Source organism: Streptomyces sp. KPB2 (assembly GCF_003950055.1).
In the GTDB taxonomy this organism is placed as follows: domain Bacteria; phylum Actinomycetota; class Actinomycetes; order Streptomycetales; family Streptomycetaceae; genus Streptomyces; species Streptomyces salinarius.
The window spans coordinates 636,406-652,501 of record NZ_CP034353.1 but is presented as its reverse complement, the minus strand read 5'-3'; the positions used below and the strand labels follow the sequence as shown (position 1 = coordinate 652,501).

General features: G+C 75.0%; 16 protein-coding genes. 8 read left to right on the top strand and 8 right to left on the bottom strand.

Going from position 1 to position 16,096, the window contains the following annotated elements; translation table 11 throughout:
• Positions 1-27: 27 nt before the first annotated feature.
• From egtD to D1J63_RS02975, 5 genes are all read right to left on the bottom strand, one after another.
• Entirely contained in the window at positions 28-999 is a 972-nt protein-coding gene (egtD, locus tag D1J63_RS03000) for an L-histidine N(alpha)-methyltransferase (protein WP_125627602.1), read from the bottom strand.
• Positions 996-1,796: an ergothioneine biosynthesis protein EgtC gene (gene egtC, locus D1J63_RS02995; RefSeq protein WP_125627601.1), complete on the bottom strand. Its 801-nt coding sequence runs from the start codon at positions 1,794-1,796 to the stop codon at positions 996-998. The genes egtD and egtC overlap by 4 nt, the downstream gene beginning before the upstream one ends.
• Positions 1,796-3,130 (bottom strand): ergothioneine biosynthesis protein EgtB, encoded by a 1,335-nt coding sequence (gene egtB, locus D1J63_RS02990; protein ID WP_125627600.1) that lies wholly within the window; start codon positions 3,128-3,130, stop codon positions 1,796-1,798. The genes egtC and egtB overlap by 1 nt, the downstream gene beginning before the upstream one ends.
• Positions 3,127-4,428, bottom strand: a complete 1,302-nt coding sequence (egtA, locus tag D1J63_RS02985) for an ergothioneine biosynthesis glutamate--cysteine ligase EgtA (RefSeq protein WP_125627599.1) — start codon at positions 4,426-4,428, stop codon at positions 3,127-3,129. The genes egtB and egtA overlap by 4 nt, the downstream gene beginning before the upstream one ends.
• A gap of 520 nt (positions 4,429-4,948) precedes the next feature.
• The gene (locus D1J63_RS02975; RefSeq protein WP_125627598.1) at positions 4,949-5,413 is read right to left on the bottom strand and encodes a type II toxin-antitoxin system PemK/MazF family toxin; all 465 of its coding nucleotides are present in this window, start codon (positions 5,411-5,413) and stop codon (positions 4,949-4,951) included.
• Positions 5,414-5,513: 100 nt separating this feature from the next.
• On the opposite strand from D1J63_RS02975, the gene D1J63_RS02970 reads away from it, so the two are divergent.
• The 3 genes from D1J63_RS02970 to D1J63_RS02960 all read left to right on the top strand — a co-directional run bounded on the left by D1J63_RS02970 (position 5,514) and on the right by D1J63_RS02960 (position 7,493).
• Positions 5,514-6,413, top strand: a complete 900-nt coding sequence (locus D1J63_RS02970; RefSeq protein ID WP_125627597.1) for an NAD(P)-dependent oxidoreductase — start codon at positions 5,514-5,516, stop codon at positions 6,411-6,413.
• Between the two features lie 86 nt (positions 6,414-6,499).
• A complete protein-coding gene (locus D1J63_RS02965; RefSeq protein ID WP_125627596.1) occupies positions 6,500-6,922 on the top strand; it encodes a PPOX class F420-dependent oxidoreductase in 423 nt (140 codons plus the stop codon).
• A 142-nt stretch (positions 6,923-7,064) separates the two neighbouring features.
• Positions 7,065-7,493, top strand: coding sequence for a VOC family protein (locus D1J63_RS02960; protein WP_125627595.1), 429 nt, complete (start codon positions 7,065-7,067; stop codon positions 7,491-7,493).
• A 36-nt stretch (positions 7,494-7,529) separates the two neighbouring features.
• On the opposite strand, the gene D1J63_RS02955 is transcribed toward D1J63_RS02960, so the two are convergent.
• Positions 7,530-8,813, bottom strand: coding sequence for an MFS transporter (locus tag D1J63_RS02955; RefSeq protein ID WP_125627594.1), 1,284 nt, complete (start codon positions 8,811-8,813; stop codon positions 7,530-7,532).
• An 84-nt stretch (positions 8,814-8,897) separates the two neighbouring features.
• The gene (locus tag D1J63_RS02950; protein ID WP_125627593.1) at positions 8,898-9,776 is read right to left on the bottom strand and encodes an alpha/beta hydrolase; all 879 of its coding nucleotides are present in this window, start codon (positions 9,774-9,776) and stop codon (positions 8,898-8,900) included.
• Positions 9,777-10,030: 254 nt separating this feature from the next.
• On the opposite strand from D1J63_RS02950, the gene D1J63_RS02945 reads away from it, so the two are divergent.
• The 5 genes from D1J63_RS02945 (at position 10,031) to D1J63_RS02925 (ending at position 14,549) form a co-directional block, all read left to right on the top strand.
• Positions 10,031-12,043, top strand: coding sequence for a BTAD domain-containing putative transcriptional regulator (locus tag D1J63_RS02945; protein WP_125627592.1), 2,013 nt, complete (start codon positions 10,031-10,033; stop codon positions 12,041-12,043).
• 83 nt (positions 12,044-12,126) lie between these two features.
• Positions 12,127-12,561, top strand: a complete 435-nt coding sequence (locus D1J63_RS02940; protein WP_125627591.1) for a PPC domain-containing DNA-binding protein — start codon at positions 12,127-12,129, stop codon at positions 12,559-12,561.
• An 87-nt stretch (positions 12,562-12,648) separates the two neighbouring features.
• Positions 12,649-13,074, top strand: a complete 426-nt coding sequence (locus D1J63_RS02935; protein WP_102927675.1) for a CBS domain-containing protein — start codon at positions 12,649-12,651, stop codon at positions 13,072-13,074.
• 69 nt (positions 13,075-13,143) lie between these two features.
• Positions 13,144-13,488, top strand: coding sequence for a DUF6343 family protein (locus tag D1J63_RS02930; protein ID WP_197923669.1), 345 nt, complete (start codon positions 13,144-13,146; stop codon positions 13,486-13,488).
• Positions 13,489-13,529: 41 nt separating this feature from the next.
• Positions 13,530-14,549, top strand: coding sequence for a sigma-70 family RNA polymerase sigma factor (locus D1J63_RS02925; RefSeq protein ID WP_125627590.1), 1,020 nt, complete (start codon positions 13,530-13,532; stop codon positions 14,547-14,549).
• Between the two features lie 29 nt (positions 14,550-14,578).
• Here D1J63_RS02925 and D1J63_RS02920 read toward each other — a convergent pair whose 3' ends face one another.
• Positions 14,579-16,015 (bottom strand): FAD-dependent oxidoreductase, encoded by a 1,437-nt coding sequence (locus D1J63_RS02920; protein WP_125627589.1) that lies wholly within the window; start codon positions 16,013-16,015, stop codon positions 14,579-14,581.
• Positions 16,016-16,096 lie beyond the last annotated feature (81 nt).

The following is a 16,096-nucleotide window of genomic DNA, read 5'->3' as shown; positions in this document are numbered from 1 at the left end:
GATCCGACGGTCCCGCCCCGCCGCACCTCAGCGCGCCACGCTCAGCGAGAGGGCGAAGCGCCCCTCCCGGTCCGTCCACCAGTGGGCCAGACCGAACCCGGCGGCCTCCAGCTCGGCCCGCACGCCCTCCCGCCGGAACTTCGCGGACACCTCGGTGCGCAACTCCTCCCCCTCCGCGAAGTCCACGACCAGGTCGAGCGCCTGGATCTTGACGGTCTGCGCGGTGCGCGAGCGCAGCCGCATCTCGATCCACTCCCGTTCGGCGTTCCAGAGCGCCACGTGCTCGAACGCCGCGGGCGCGAAGTCGGCCTCCAGCTCGCGGTTCACCACCGACAGCACGTTCTTGTCGAACTCGGCCGTCACCCCGGCCGCGTCGTCGTACGCGCGGACCAGCACACCCTCGTCCTTGACCAGGTCGGTGCCCAGCAACAGGGCGTCGCCCGGGGAGAGCAGGGCGCGGACGGAGGCCAGGAACGCGCCGCGCTCCTCGGGCAGCAGGTTGCCGATGGTGCCGCCGAGGAACGCCACCAGCCGGGGGCCCGGGGTGTCGGGCAGCGTGAGCCCTCCGGTGAAGTCGGCGATCAGCGCGTGCACCTGGAGGCCGGGACGCTCGGCGACGAGCGCCTGCCCGGCCTGCGTGAGGGCGCTCTCGCTCACGTCGACCGGTACGTAGCCGCGCAGCCCGTTCCGCTCGGTCAGCGCGTCGAGCAGGACGCGGGTCTTCTCCGAGGAGCCGGAGCCCAGCTCGACCAGGGTGCGGGCCCCGGTCGCGTCCGCGATCTCGCCGGCCCGGTCGACGAGGATCTCCCGCTCGGCCCGCGTCGGGTAGTACTCGGGCAGCGCGGTGATCGCCTCGAACAGCTCGCTGCCCCGTGCGTCGTAGAACCACTTCGGCGGCAGCCACTTGGGCGTGCTCGTCAGGCCCGCCAGGACGTCGGCGCGCAGCGCGGCGTCCGTGGCGTCCTCGGGCAGCGTCCGGGTCAGACGGAACTGGCTCACGTGCGGGGCTCCTTCGAAGAGACGGAAGCGTCTGCGGGGGCGGTCTCGCCCGGTTCCTTGAGCGGGGTGAGCCGCACGTCGGTGCGGCTCGCGGTCAGCAGGGTGCGGTCGGGGACCTCCTGCCAGCCGGGGTCGTCGTCGTAGGGCTCCGAGGCGACGACCGTGCCGCCGCCCGGACGGGCCAGGTACCACAGGGTGTCGCCCCAGGTCGTCGCGGTGACGGTGGAGCCGTTGGTGAGGAGCAGATTGAGCCGGGAGCCGGGGGCCGCCGCGGCGACCTCCAGCACCGTCTCGGCCATCGCCCGGCCCTCGTCGTCCCCGGCGCGCAGCCGGGCCAGCACCAGCGCCCACACGAGCGCCGAGTCGTTGCGCGCCTCCAGCGACAGCAGCTCCCCGGGCGGCAGCGTCGCGGCCACCGGCGCCAGCGACTCCGGCCAGCCCGGCACGGCGCCGTTGTGGCTGAACAGCCAGGTCCCCGCGGCGAACGGCGCGGCGGCCGCCTCCGCGTCGGCGCCGGCCAGCGTCGCGTCCCGTACGGCCGCGAGCAGCGCACCGGCGCGCACGACGCGGGCCAGGTCGGCGAAGGACTGGTCCGCCCAGATGGGCCCCGCCCTGCGGTACCGGGCCGGGACCGGGTCGCCCTCGGCGTACCAGCCGACGCCGAACCCGTCGGCGTTCACCGTGCCGTACCGCTGGTGCCGGGGCGCCCAGGACTGGCGGTACAGACCGTGCGCCGGCGCCACCAGGAGCGCGCCGAGCGGTTCCCCGGGGCCCGTGTAGGCCAGGTGCCGGCACATCAGGCAGCCTCCGCCGAGCGGGCCGTGCGGAACCCGGAGAAGATCTGCCGCCGGATCGGATAGTCCCAGTTGCGGAACGTGCCCCGGCAGGCCACCGCGTCCACGGCGAAGGAACCGCCGCGCAGCACCTTGTAGTCGGGGCCGAAGAACACCTCCGAGTACTCCCGGTACGGGAACGCCCGGAAGCCCGGGTACGGGGCGAAGTCGCTCGACGTCCACTCCCACACGTCGCCGATCAGCTGCCGTACGCCGAGCGGCGACTCGCCGGCCGGGTAGCTGCCCGCGGGTGCCGGGCGCAGGTGCCGCTGCCCGAGGTTGGCGTGTTCCGGGCCGGGGTCGGCGTCGCCCCACGGGTAGCGCATGGCCCGCTCGCCGGCCGGGTCCCACCGCGCGGCCTTCTCCCACTCGGCCTCGGTGGGCAGCCGGCGTCCCGCCCAGCGGGCGTAGGCGTCGGCCTCGTACCAGCACACGTGCAGCACCGGCTCCTCGGCCGGGACCGCCTCGGTGATCCCGAAGCGGCGCCGCAGCCACTGCCCGCCGTCCCGGCGCCAGAACAGCGGGGCGGTGAGGGAGTGCCGGCGGACGTGGTCCCAGCCCCGGGGGGTCCACCAGCGGGGGTCGTCGTAGCCGCCGTCGTCGATGAACGCCTGGTAGGCGCCGTTGGTCACGGGGACGGTGTCGATGAAGTACGGCGCGACCTCGCGCCGGTGCGCGGGGCGTTCGTTGTCCAGCGCCCACGGCTCGGTCGACGTGCCCATCGTGAACGGGCCGCCCGGCACCAGGACCTCGGCCGGTCCGGTGAACAGCTCCGCCGGATCGGGATCGGGCGCGGTCAGGACCTGCGGCCCCCTGCGCAGCTGATGCGTGATCAGCATGGTCTCGTCGTGCTGCTGCTCGTGCTGGGCGATCATCCCGAAGGCGAAGCCCGCCTCCGTCAGCCGCGTCCCCTCGAACGCGGTGCGCTCCAGCACGTCCAGGGCGCGTCCGCGCACGTCCGCCGCGTACCGGCGGGCCTCCTCGGGCGACAGCAGCGGCAGGCTCGGCCGCTCGGAGCGGGGATGCTCGAAGGCGTCGTACAGGCTGTCGATCTCCGGGCGTATCGCCTCCTGCCCGGCGACCGCGCGCAGCAGCCACTGCTCCTCCTGGTTGCCGATGTGCGCCAGGTCCCACACGAGCGGGGACATCAGGGGCGACACCTGGGCGGTCAGGTCGGGGCCGTCGACGGAGCCGGTCAGCAGCGTGGTGCGCTCCCGCGCGGTGACGAGCGTGGTCAGGGCCCGCTCCCGCAGGGCCTCGGCGGTGGGGGTCGTGGTCGCGTCAGCGGGGTCGGTCATGAGCGGGTCTCCCTCCCGTGCGGGCCGGCGCCGACGCCGCCCGGCATGTCCAGCAGATCGTCGGCGGGGCAGCGCCCCCTGAGGACGTAGCGCTCCAGGTACCCGGCGACGGCGTCCGTCACGTCGGCCGTCGCGCCGAGCCGGGGGAGCGCGGCGAGCGCCGCGGTGAAGCAGACGACGGCCGCCTCGCGCAGCTCCGGATCGGTCAGGGCGTCCCGGGCCGCGACCTCGTACAGCGGGTTGTGCGGCGCGGGCAGGCCGAGGGTGCGCTCGGCCAGCGGCTTGACGGCACGGTAGGCGGTCTCGGCGGCCTCCGGGTCGTCGAACAGCGCGGCGGTCACCGCCAGCGGCACGATCCAGCCGTCGTCCCCGGGCTGCGCGTCGATCATGCGCAGCTCCAGGTGGCCGCGCGGCCTGACCGGCGGGAAGAGCGTGGTCAGGTGGTAGTCGAGGTCCTCCCGGGTCGGCGGCCTCGGCACCAGCTCACGGGTCCACTCCCGCAGGGTCAGGCCCTCCGGCACGTCCCAGGGCCCGCCGTCGCGGCGTACGCACATCACCGGGGCGTCCAGCACGTGCCGGGTCCAGGCGCCGCGGGGGTCGGAGTCCAGCGCGGGGCCGCCCGCCCGGCCGCTGCCGATCTGCGTCCACCTCAGCTGCCGGGTGGACCGCCAGCCGGTGGGCCGGCCGCCGGACAGCGGGGAGTTGGCGAACGCGGCCAGCAGCACGGCGCCCAGATGGTGGGCCAGCCACCACCGGCGTACGTGACCCAGCGGCCCCGGCTCCTCGTGCCCCGCGTCCACGCACACCTGCACCGAGGCGGAGGCGCACATCATGAACCGGCCACCGGGACCGGTGCGGTCGAGACAGGCCTCCATGGCGTCGTAGCGCGGCCGGCGCAGATAGCGGCGCGGCGGGTGCCAGGGATCGTGGCCTAGGCCGACCAGGGCCAGGCCGTCCTCGCGCAGTACGGCGCGCACGGCGTCGAGGTCGGCGGAGACGGAGCGGACGCACTCCATCAGGGACGCGGCGGGCAGCGAGCTCAGCTCCAGCTGGCCGCCGGGCTCGACGGTCAGCGCCGACCGCAGGGGCACGCCCCGCAGGGCGGTGTAGAGCGCGCGGAGCCGTTCGGGTGACACGGGGAGCCGCGGCGCGCGCAGCTCGTGGACCAGCCATTCCACCTCGACGCCGAGGAGCCTGGGCGGACCGGTCTTGAAGCAGATGCCGCGGACCAGCGCCTCGACCTCGGCCTCACTGACGGCGGTACGTGGCCGGACACAGCCACCAACCGGATCTGACATGTCGGGATCCTCCTGAGATTCCACCATGCCGCCGGCCCTTCTGCGGTGGGCCGGGCCGGCACACCCGTCCCACCCAAGACCCTCGTGCCGCTCCGCACAAGGATGCATATCGGGACGTTCCCGCTCGGTAATCTCCGCGATCCGCCCGTTTCCGAGGGCGTTCCCCGGCGTTGGCCGGTCGGGAAACTCCGTTGCACCACAGCCCCAGCATCGCCCAGGATTCCCGCACGAGCACGACGGGGGAGACCGCGCGGCACGCGGTCAGGGCGTCCACGGGGGTGGCGCCGTGAGCGCGCGCCCGCGGGGGATCCCCGGCAGACCGAGCAGATCGTCGCCGCCGGCTCCCACCGGACGTCCGACGGCCGCGAGGCGTCCGTCGCGGCGGCGGTCGAGGCGGCCCGGGACGGCACGCGCATGCAGGGGCCGGGCCCCGTCGCCCCGACGCCGCCCACACCGGGTCCGCTCCGGGGCGGACCGTCTTCGAGATCACCGGCGACCAGCGGGGCGCGGCCCGCCCCGGTCAGCTCCAGCCGTAGCGCTCCCGCAGCCGCTGCCGTACGAGGTCGAAGCGCATCCGGTCCAGGGCGCACGCCTCCCGGCGCATACCGGCGTCGTGCAGCCGCAGCACCCGGTCCACGTCGACCCAGGAGTCGCGCCCGGAGCGGTCCCACGGCCCGCTCCCGATCGGCACCCACTCCCGGTCCCCGTCGTGCCGCTTGCTGGACAGCTGTACGGCCAGCACGGTCCCGGCCGCCTCCCTGGCCACGACGAGGACGGGCCGGTCCTTGCCCCGGCCGTCCGCTTCCTCGAAGGGCACCCAGGTCCAGACGATCTCGCCCGGATCGGGGTCGCCGTCGTGCGCGGGGGAGTACTCGGTCCGCACCCGGCCCACCTCCCGGGGATCGGCCTCGGTGGTGGCGGCGGGACCGTAACGTCCGGGGACGGTCCCGCCGTTGCTGTCGATGTCGTCGGTGAAGGCGCTCACGGGCCGTACCGTACGGGACGTCCCGGTGCGGACGCGCGGGGACCCGCACCGGGTGGCAGGCTGGCCCCCGGCAAGCCCGTACGAATCAGAAGGCGACGTCATGACCGACCAGCTCACCGTGAGCGTCCTGGGCACCGGCATCATGGGTGCCGCGATGGCCCGCAACCTCGCCCGCGCCGGACACACCGTCCGCGTCTGGAACCGCAGCCGGGACAAGGCCGAGCCACTGGCCGCCGACGGCGCGCACGTCGCCGAGAGCCCGGCGGAGGCCGTGGACGGCGCCGACGTCGTCCTCACGATGCTCTACGACGGCCCGGCCGCCCTCGACGTCATGCGGCGGGCCGCCCCCGGCCTGCGCCCCGGCACCGTGTGGGCGCAGTCCACCACCGCGGGCGTCGACGCGGTCGCCGACCTGGCCGCCTTCGCCCACGAGCACGGGCTCGTCTTCTTCGACGCCCCCGTCCTCGGCACCCGCCGGCCCGCCGAGGCCGGTCAACTGCTGGTGCTGGCCGCGGGACCCGGCGAGGCGCGGGACAGGGTGGCGCCCGTGTTCGACGCCGTCGGCTCCCGCACCGTGTGGACCGGCGAGGACGGCGCGGCCGGCAGCGCGACCCGGCTGAAGCTGGTCGCCAACAGCTGGGTCCTCGCCGCCACCAACGCGGTCGGCGAGGTCCTGGCCCTGGCCAAGGCGCTGGGCGTGGACCCGGACGCCTTCTTCGACGCGGTCGCCGGCGGGCCGCTCGACATGGGCTATCTGCGTGCCAAGGCCGGCCTGATCCGCGAGGGCGCGCTGACGCCGGCCCAGTTCGCCGTCACCACCGCCGAGAAGGACGCCCGCCTGATCGTCGAGGCGGGCGAGGCGAACGGCGTCCGGCTGGACCTCGCCGCGGCCGGTGCGCAGCGGTTCGCCCGGGCCGCGGCCCAGGGGCACGGCGACGAGGACATGGCGGCGGCGTACTTCGCCAGTTTCGAGGAGAAGGCGGCCGAAGCGACCGAATGAGCCCGCCCGGGGTACCGGGTTGCACGAGACACCCCCACTCCGGCACCGGACCCGGCGCCGGACCACACCGAACGTGAGGAGCCCGCATGTCCAAGCCGCCGCTGCCGCCCGAGGCCGTCGAACTGCTGCGCCGCCCCAACCCGTGCGTCATGGCCACCCTCCGTTCGGACGGCGCGCCCGTCTCCACACCCACCTGGTACCTCTGGGACGACGACGGCCGGGTCCTGATCAACCTCGACGCGGGCCGCGTGCGCCTCGGACACCTGCGCCGCGACCCGCGCGTCACCCTGACCGTCCTCGCGGACGACGACTGGTACACGCACGTCACCCTGATCGGCCGCGTCGCGGAGATGCGCGACGACGAGGACCTCTCCGGCATCGACCGGCTCTCCCGGCACTACACGGGCAACCCGTACCCGAACCGGGAGCGCCCCCGGGTCAGCGCCTTCGTCGAGGTCGAGCGCTGGCACGGCTGGGGCGCGATGAAGGACAGCGACCAGTCCGGCTGAGGGCGGGAGAGGGGGGCAACTCCGGCTGAGGGTGGGCGAGGAGCGGACAGCGACGTATGATCACCGCGCGCGGCATCGCGTGTCGGTCACCGTCCGGGTGAGGCATGGAGGCGTCGCGGAGATGCCCGTGGAGGCATTGACCGTGTCAGTCGAGTTCAACCACACCATCGTTCTCTCCCGCGACCGGGAGAAGTCCGCCCACTTCCTCGCGTCGATCCTCGGTCTCGAGGTCGGCGAGCCGGCCGGAATGTTCCTGCCCGTGACGACCGCCAACGGCGTCACCCTCGATTTCGCCGGCGTCGACATCGAGATTCCCGCGCAGCACTACGCCTTCCTCGTCTCCGAGGACGAGTTCGACGGGATCCTCGCCCGGCTCGTCGAAAGCGGGACGCCCATCCAGGCCGACCCGCCCGGCCGGCACCCCCGCCGGATCAACCGCAACGACGGCGGCCGGGGCGTGTACTTCACCGACCCGTCCGGGCACGGCATGGAGGCCATCACCCGCCCGTACGGCAGCGACCCGGCCTCGCCGCTGAACGGCGTCACCGAGGACGTGCCCGGGGCCCGCTGACGGCGTCCGCCCGCCGCGTCCGGCGCCCGGCCCGGCTCACCCGTCACCGGCGGGCCGAACCGGGACGGGCCCGGGCGCGGGGCCCCGCCGCGGCAGCAGCAGCGGGGTCGCCAGCATCAGCAGACCCGCGAGCGCGACCGCCGTACGCGTTCCGGTCAGGCCCGCCAGCAGCCCCCACACCGCGGTCAGGGCCGCGGTCGTCAGCTTCCCGCTGATCGTCCAGGCGGACAGGGTGCGCGCCACCCTGTCCGCGGGGGTCAGCTCCAGCCGACGGGTCGCGAACACCGGGTTGTACACGCCCACTGACGTGATCAGCCCGAACTCCACCACCATCACCAGGACCAGGCCCCCCGCCCCCGGGCCGACGAAGGCCAGCCCCACGGGCCAGCACACGCGCAGCACCCCGCTGACGACCAGCACCCGGTGCTCCCCGAAGCGCGCCACGAGCGGACGGGCCAGCCGCGAGCCGACCAGCCCGCCCACGCACGGCACCGCGAAGGCGAGACCGTACTGCCAGGGAGCGAAGCCCAACTCGCCCAGCATGAGCACGGCGAGCAGCGGCGCGGTCGCCATGATCAACGCGTTGACCAGGACCGTGTTGAGGAACAGCGGGCGCAGCACCGGCGAGGCGAGCACGTACCGCCAGCCGTCCAGCAGGTCGCCGGCGCGCATCCGGGCCGCCTGCGTGCGCCGCGGGGGCGGCTCCGCGCCGCCGATCGCACGGATCCCCAGCGCGGAGAGCAGGTAGCTCACGGCGTCGACCGCCACCGTCACCACCGGTCCGAAGAGCCCGATCGCGGCCCCGCCGACCGGGGGCCCGAGCATGGTCGCGGTCCAGGTCGTCGCCTCGAACCGGCCGTTCGCGGCCAGCAGGTCCGGCGAGCGCACCAGGGCCTTGAGGCAGGCGGCGGAGGCGGCCCGGAACGTGATGTCGGCCGCGGCGACGACGACCGACACGACCAGCAGCTGGGCGAAGCCGAGCCACCCGAAGGCGTACGCGAGCGGCACGCTCAGCAGCACCGCGCACCGGACCAGGTCCATCGCGACCATGACCGGCCGCTTGCGCCGGAACTCCACCCACGGCCCCAGCGGCACCGCCACGACCGCGCCCACCGCCAGACCCGCCGCCGCGAGCGCCGCCACCTGCCCCGGACCGGCGTCCAGCACCACCACCGCGATCAACGGAAAGGCGTCGAAGGCGAGCCGAGTGCCGAACGTGCTGACGGCGTACGCCGCCCACAGCCACCGGAACCCCCTCCCCAACGACCCGCCGCCCACCACGTCCGACTCGACCACACCAGACTCCGTCACGCCCGACATCAAAGCGAGCCGGGGCCGGGCGGATCAAACAACCGGCCGGGCGGCATGTACAACCGATCGTTGTGCCCGCGGCCCCGGTGCGCTCTAGCGGGTCAGCAGCGCGCGCAGTGCCCCGGCGACCTCGTCCGGCGCCTCCTCCGCCATGAAGTGCCCGCAGCCCACGGTCTCGTGCCGCAGGTCCGGTGCCCACGCCCGCCACAGCGCGGCGGCGTCGTAGCCGAGAGCCGCGCCCCAGTCCTGCTGGAGGACGGTCACCGGCATCCGCAGCCGGTTGCCGTGCTCCCGGTCCGCCCGGTCGTGCTCCACGTCGATGCCGGCCGAGGCCCGGTAGTCGGCCACGATGGAGGGCACCGCCTCGCGGGACGCCTTGAGGTAGGCGGCCCGGACGTCGGCCGGCAGGGCGTCCGGATCCCGGGTCCAGAGGTCGAGGAAGTGGCCGAAGAACGCGTCCGGCGCGGCGCCGATCAGCTGCTCGGGGAGCCCCGGCGGCTGCGCCATCAGGTACAGGTGGAAGCCCACCGCCGCCGTCGTGCCGTGCAGGACGTCCCACATGTCGAGCGTCGGCAGCACGTCCAGCGCGGCCAGGTGCGTCACCGTGCCGGGGTGGTCGAGCCCGGCGCGCACCGCGACCAGCGCGCCCCGGTCGTGACCGGCCAGCGCGAACCGCTCGTGCCCCAGCTCGCGGGCCAGGGCGACCACGTCGGCGGCCATGGCCCGCTTGGCGTACGCGGTGCCGTCCGGGTCGGCGGGCTTGTCGCTGGCGCCGTAACCGCGCAGGTCGGGGCAGATGACGGTGTGGTCCGCGGCCAGGTCGGCGGCGACGTGCCGCCACATCAGATGGGTCTGGGGAAAGCCGTGCAGCAGGACGACGGGGCTGCCGGTGCCGCCGACGGCCACGTGCAGGCCGACGCCGTCGGCGACCGTCACACGGTCGTGGGTGAAGCCGGGGATGGTGGGTTCCATGGTGGTCAGTGCCTCTTTCTCGCTGCTCGCGTCACAGGTCCTCGTGACGCCATCGAGCCTCCCGCGCGCGAATCAGCAACCGATCAGCAAGCCGAGCGGCAAGCCGGTCAGCAAGCCAAGCGGCACGCCGATCAGCAAGCCGAGCGGCACGCCGTGCGGCGCCGACCGAGCGGCGCCCGGCAGGGCACCGGCCCGTACGCGTACCGTGGTGAGCGCACGAACGGTGGTGGATCGGAGCGGACGGAACACGGGACATGGACGCGGTCACGTTCGGTGTGCTCGGCGCCGTCACCGCCGGGCGCGGCCCGCACCCGCTCGCCCTCAAGGGCCCCAGGCACCGCGCCGTGCTCGCCCGGCTGATCCTGGCCCGGCGGCGGGTCGTCCCGGTCGCCCGCCTGGTCGAGGACCTGTGGGAGACACCGCCGCCGCGGGCCGTCGGAGCGGTGCGCACCTTCGTGGGGGACCTGCGCCGCGCCCTGGAACCCGACCGCCCGCCGCGCGCCCCGGCCCGGCTGCTGGTCACCGAGGGCCCGGGATACGCCCTGCGCGCCGCGCCGGACGCCGTGGACGCCTGGCGTTTCGAGGCCGCCGTCGCCGAGGCCGACCGGCTGCCCGCCGCCCAGGCACCCGACCGTCTGCGGGCGGCCCTGGGGGAGTGGCGGGGGCCCGCGTACGCCGAGTTCGGCACGGAGGACTGGGCCAGGGGGGAACGCTCCAGGCTCACCGAACTGCGGCTGCGCGCCGTCGAACGCCGCGCGGAGCTGCTGGTGGAACTGGGCCGCGCCGCCGAGGCCGTCCCCGACCTCGACGCCCACCTCACCGAGCACCCCTGGCGCGAGGAGTCCTGGCGCCTGCTCGCGCTCGCCCTGTACCGGACCGGGCGGCAGGCGGACGCCCTCGCCGTGCTGCGCCGGGCCCGCGCCCTGCTGGCCGGCCGGCTGGGCATCGACCCGGGGCCCCGGCTGCGCCGCCTGGAGGCCGGCATCCTCGCCCAGGACCCGGAGCTGGACCCGCCAGGCGAACCGGCGGACGCGGCGGCCCGCCTGTGGACCCGCGCGACCGAGGCGTACGACCGCACCGTCGCCGCCGGCGCCCGGGCCCGCCTGGAGTCCACCGTCGGTCTGCTGCGGAGCCTCGCGGTCACCGGCGGCGGTGGCCTGGAGGCCGCCCGTGAACACCGGATGGCGGTGGTCCAGGCGGCGGAGGAGACCGGCGACGCGGACCTCGCGGCCCGGGTGATCGGCGCCTACGACGTCCCCGCCAACTGGACCCGCAGCGACGACCCCGAACTGGCCCGGCGGATCGTCGAGGCCGCCGAACGCACCCTCGTCGTCCTGCCCGGGGCCCCCTCCGCCGACGCGGCCCGCTGCCGCCTGCTGGCCACCGTCGCCCTCGAGTCGCGGGGCGTGCGCTCCCCGCGCGGGCCGCGGGCGGCCGCCGAGGCCGAGGACATCGCCCGCCGCCTGGACGACCCCGCGCTGCTCGCGTTCGCCCTCAACGGCGTCTTCATGCAGTCCTGCACCCGCGCCGGACTGGCGCCGCGCCGCGACGCGATCGGCGCCGAACTCGTCACGCTCGGCCTCCGGCACGGCCTGGTCAACCACGAGGTGCTCGGCCATCTGATCCGGCTCCAGGCCCGTGCCGCCCTCGCCGACCTCACCGCCGCCGACGAGCACGCCAGGGCCGCGGACCGTCTCGCCGAGCGGCACGAACGCCCCCTGGTGGCCGTCTTCACCGCCTGGTACCGGGCTCTGCGCGAGGCCGTCTCCGCCGGCTCCTCCCCCGGCCCCTCCGACTCGCCCGGCTCCTCCGGCAGCCCACAGGACAGCGCCGAGGCCGCCTACCGGTCGGCCGCCGCACGGCTCGACGGCGCCGGGATGCCGGGTCTGGAACGCGGGCTGCTGCCCCTCGCGCTGCTCGGCCTGCGCCTGTCCCGCGGCCGACCCGCGCGGGTGGACCCGGGCGCGGACTGGGGACCGTACCGGCCCTGGGCCGAGCCATTCGCCCTCCTGGCCGAAGGCCGCGACACCGAGGCCCGCGGCGCCCTGCGGGCCCTGCCCGAACCGCCTCCCGACCTCCTCTACGAGGCCCTGTGCTGCGCCGAGGCCGCGCTCGCCCTCGCCCTCGGCGACCGTCCGGCGCTGCGGCGGACGTACGACAGGCTGTTGCCCGCGGCCGGCGAACTCGCGGGCGCGGGCAGCGGACTGCTCACGTTCGGACCGGTCGACGGATGGCTCGCCGCGATCCGCCGGGCGCTGGAGGAGTGACAGCGGGAGCGCGGGGCGACGCGACCGCCGCTGTCACGCGCCGACCGGGGTTGTCCGGGCCCGCCCCGGGTACCCGCCCGGCCATGAAGTGGCAGCAGGTGCAGGACGGTCCGTCCGCGGTGTACGTGGTCGTGCTCGACCCCGGCGAGGACCCGGTCGCCGAGCTCACCGCCTTCGCCCGCGACCGGTCGCTCGGGGCCTCCCAGGTGACCGCCGTGGGGGCCTTCTCCGAGGCGGTCGTCGGCTGGTTCGACCGGCAGGCCAAGGACTACCGGCCCATCCCGGTGGACGAACAGTGCGAGGTGCTGTCGCTCATCGGGGACGTAGCCGTCGGCGACGACGGACCGACCCCGCACCTGCACGCCGTACTGGGCCTGTCCGACGGCTCCACGCGCGGCGGCCACCTGCTGTCCGGCCGGGTCTGGCCGACGCTGGAGGTGGTGGTGCGGGACAGTCCGGCCGAGCTGGCCAAGACCCATCGCCCCGACATCGGATTGGCCCTGATCGACCTGGGCTGAACCCGGCGTCGCGGGACGGTTTACCGGCCCGGGTGCGGGCTACGCGGCCCGCAGGCAATCCCGAACCGACACCCCGGGAGGCGCGACATGACACGGCGCATCCGAGACGTGATGTCACCGGCGACGGTGGCCGTCGAGCCGATGACGACGGTGGCTCGGGCGGCCCGGCTGATGCGCGAGGAGGACGTCGGCGACGTCCTCGTGACCTACGACTGCGACCTGTTCGGCGTGCTCACCGACCGCGACATCGTGCTCCGCAGCGTCGCCGACGGCCGCGACCCGGACGCCACGACGGTCGGCGCGGTGTGCACACCCCCGCCCGTGGTCACCCTCGAACCCGACGACACCACCGACCGCGCCGCCGAGCTGATGCGCCGCCACGCCGTGCGCCGGCTCCCGGTCGTCGAGCACGGCGGCGTCCCCGTCGGCGTGGTCACCCTCGGCGACCTCGCCACCACCGACGACCCGCACTCCGCGCTCGCGGACATCAGCCGCGCCGCACCCGGCCACTGAAGCCCCGCCGGCGGCACGCAAAGCAGGGCACGGAAGGCACAGGCACCCCGAGCACCGGGGAGGAACGGCATGAACGACCGACGGAGCCCGCACCGGGCCACGGAACGCGTCCCCCGTTCCCGCTCCGGCGCGGTCGGCCGCCGCTCCCCGCGCACCGGCACCGAACCGGTCCGCGCGCAGAGCGCCCTGCGGCTGAGACTGCTGCTCTCGGCGGTCTTCCTGCCGCTGTTCCTCGCGGGGGCCGCCTACTTCGGCCAATGGGCGGCCGACACCGGCACCGGGGACAGTCCGGGGCGCGGCATGCTCGTGGTCATCGCCGTGGTGTGCGGAGCGCTCGCCCTCCTCGCGGCAGCCGACCTGCTGGTGGTGATCCGCCGGCTGCGCAGCGAACGCGGCATCCCCGCACCGCACTGATTCCCAGGACCCGAGCAGGGGAGGGAGACGGAGGAAGCGACATGGCTCCCACGGCACGCACACCCGCGGCACGCACCCGGGACGACCGCCGTGCCACTGCCCGTACCGCGCGGCTGCGCGGCAGGATCCCCGAACCCGACGAGGAACCCGACCTGCTCGGCCAGTACCTGACCCAGATCGGGGCCACACCCCTGCTGACCGCGGAGGACGAGGTCCGGCTCGCCACCCGTATCGAGGCCGGCGTCCGGGCCAGGGAGGAACTGGAGGCGGCCGACACCGGCGAGCCCGCCCCCACGCCCGGACGGCGCCGCGCGCTGGAGGAGACGGTCCGCGACGGCCAGGAGGCCAAGGACCACATGGTGCGGGCCAACCTCCGGCTCGTCGTGTCGATGGCCAAGCGCCACGCCCACCGCGGGCTGCCCCTCCTCGACGTCATCCAGGAGGGCAACCTCGGACTGATCAGGGCCGTCGAGAAGTTCGACCACACCAAGGGCTTCAAATTCTCGACGTACGCCACCTGGTGGATCCGCCAGGCCATCGAACGGGGCCTGGCCACCCACGCGCGCACGGTGCGGCTGCCCGTCCACGTCGTGGAGCAGCTCCAGAAGCTCGCCAAGGTCGAACGGAAGCTCCGCGCGGGCCTCGACCGCGAGCCGACCACCGAGGAGGTCGCCGCCGAGAGCGGCATCGACGCGGACAAGGTCGTCTGGCTGCGCCGGGTCGGACGGGACGCGGTCAGCCTGGACACCCCCGTGGACGAGACCGGGGACACCGTCGTCGGCGATCTCATCCCCGACACCGAGGTGCTGCGGGCCCCCGAGGTCGCCGAGTTCCAGGCGCTCGCGGCGGAACTGCGGGAGGCCGTCGGCACCCTCGCCCCGCGCGAGTCCCTGATCCTCAGCCTGCGCTACGGCCTGCACGACGGGCGCCCGCGCACCCTGCAACAGGTCGCCCAGCACGTGGGCCTGACCCGCGAACGCGTCCGCCAGCTGGAGAAGGAGTCCCTCGCCCACCTGCGCGCGCCCGAGCAACGGGAACGCCTGCTGGACTGGGCGAGCTGACCCGTGCCGGGCACTCCGCGTCCCCGGCGTTAGTGCGGCTCCGTGCGCAGCCGGGCCCCCTGCCGCAGCAGTTCTCGCTGGACCAGCCGGTAGGGCAGCCCGCGCGGCCCGCGCCCGTGTCGGACGGTCAGCGCCGCGCACACCCCGGCCGCGTGCCCGGTCGCCATCGCGATGGGCATCACCCGGTACGACGAGTGCGCGACGTGCGTCCCGGAGATGCAGCGCCCCGCGACCAGCAGGCGGTCGGTGTCCCGGGGCAGCAGGCAGCGCAGCGGGATGTCGTAGAAGCTGCCCCGCGGCACCCGCTTGAGGATGGTGCCGGAACCGCGCGGGTTGTGGATGTCGACCGGATAGGCGCCGTGCGCGATCACGTCCGGGAAGGTGCGCGCGCCCAGGATGTCGTGGCCGGTCAGCTGGTAGTCGCCGAGCACCCGCCGGCTCTCCCGGACACCGACGTGCGTACCGCTCTGCACCACGTAAGACTCCTCGAAGCCGGGTACGCGGGTGCGCAGGAAGCGGTCGATCTGCGCCAGCTGGCGCCGGGCCGTGTACTCGGCGCGGGTGAGGTCCCAGACGCTGTTGCCGAGGACCCGGTTCACCCGGGTGCTGTTGACGGCGACCTCGCGCGGGTGCGGGGTCGCGAAGAACAGGATGTCCTCGCGCGGCAGCCGCAGTTCGCCGTTGGCCCTGGCCTCCTCGATCAGGTCCCACAGCCCGTGCACGCCCCGCCACTGGTCGGGGTGCTCGCGCACGTAGGCGGCGAACTCCGGCCGGTCGAAGTCGGCGACGCGGAACATCAGTGTCATGGGCTGCACCAGCCCGTCCTCGGGCCGGCCGATCTCGTACGGCGCCCCGCAGGCCGTCGCCACGTCGCCGTCGCCCGTGCCGTCCACGACCACCCCCGCGTCGATCACCACCGGTCCCGACTTGGTCTCGAACACCACCCGCCAGCCCGAGCCGTCCTCCAGCGGCAGCGCGCCGGAGGCGAACGAGTGGAACAGCATCCGCACCCCCGACTCGTCCATCATCTCCAGCAGGGAGTACTTGAACAGCTCCGGGTCGAAGGGGACCGTGTACCCGGTCTTCGGGGAGGGGGGCAGACAGCCGCCGCGGCCCATCAGCCGGTCGAGCAGCTGCCACAGGACGCCGGCCACCACCGGCTCGCCCTCGCCGTGGTCGGTGGGCAGCAGCCGCGAGGTGTCCCCGGCCTCGGTGAACGCGGCCTGCTTGTGCTCGTTGTGGAACGACATCAGCGGCATCACCAGCGCCACGGTGGCGTTGCCGCCGAGGAACCCGTACCGCTCCACCAGTACGGTGTCGGCGCCGGCGTCGGCCGCGCCGACCGCGGCCGCGAACCCGGCGGGGCCGCCGCCCACCACGAGGACGTCGCAGCGGCCCCCGTGTGTGGCCGACCGGGGCGGCAGCGTGACGGTGCGGGCCTCGCGGGGCTCTTCCAGGATCGGCATCGCACACCTCCGGGTCAGGCACTCAACGGCCGCGGCTCGCCCCGGCACGACCTGCCGTCCACCGGGTCGCAGTCCGTGGGT

Bases quoted from the DNA above. Each gene is read 5' to 3' on its own strand.
- egtC (WP_125627601.1), bottom strand. From the start codon at position 1,796: ATGTGCCGGCACCTGGCCTACACGGGCCCCGGGGAACCGCTCGGCGCG.
- egtB (WP_125627600.1), bottom strand. From the start codon at position 3,130: ATGACCGACCCCGCTGACGCGACCACGACCCCCACCGCCGAGGCCCTG.
- egtA (WP_125627599.1), bottom strand. From the start codon at position 4,428: ATGTCAGATCCGGTTGGTGGCTGTGTCCGGCCACGTACCGCCGTCAGT.
- D1J63_RS02970 (WP_125627597.1), top strand. From the start codon at position 5,514: ATGACCGACCAGCTCACCGTGAGCGTCCTGGGCACCGGCATCATGGGT.
- D1J63_RS02965 (WP_125627596.1), top strand. From the start codon at position 6,500: ATGTCCAAGCCGCCGCTGCCGCCCGAGGCCGTCGAACTGCTGCGCCGC.
- D1J63_RS02955 (WP_125627594.1), bottom strand. From the start codon at position 8,813: ATGTCGGGCGTGACGGAGTCTGGTGTGGTCGAGTCGGACGTGGTGGGC.
- D1J63_RS02950 (WP_125627593.1), bottom strand. From the start codon at position 9,776: ATGGAACCCACCATCCCCGGCTTCACCCACGACCGTGTGACGGTCGCC.
- D1J63_RS02945 (WP_125627592.1), top strand. From the start codon at position 10,031: ATGGACGCGGTCACGTTCGGTGTGCTCGGCGCCGTCACCGCCGGGCGC.
- D1J63_RS02940 (WP_125627591.1), top strand. From the start codon at position 12,127: ATGAAGTGGCAGCAGGTGCAGGACGGTCCGTCCGCGGTGTACGTGGTC.
- D1J63_RS02935 (WP_102927675.1), top strand. From the start codon at position 12,649: ATGACACGGCGCATCCGAGACGTGATGTCACCGGCGACGGTGGCCGTC.
- D1J63_RS02930 (WP_197923669.1), top strand. From the start codon at position 13,144: ATGAACGACCGACGGAGCCCGCACCGGGCCACGGAACGCGTCCCCCGT.
- D1J63_RS02925 (WP_125627590.1), top strand. From the start codon at position 13,530: ATGGCTCCCACGGCACGCACACCCGCGGCACGCACCCGGGACGACCGC.
- D1J63_RS02920 (WP_125627589.1), bottom strand. From the start codon at position 16,015: ATGCCGATCCTGGAAGAGCCCCGCGAGGCCCGCACCGTCACGCTGCCG.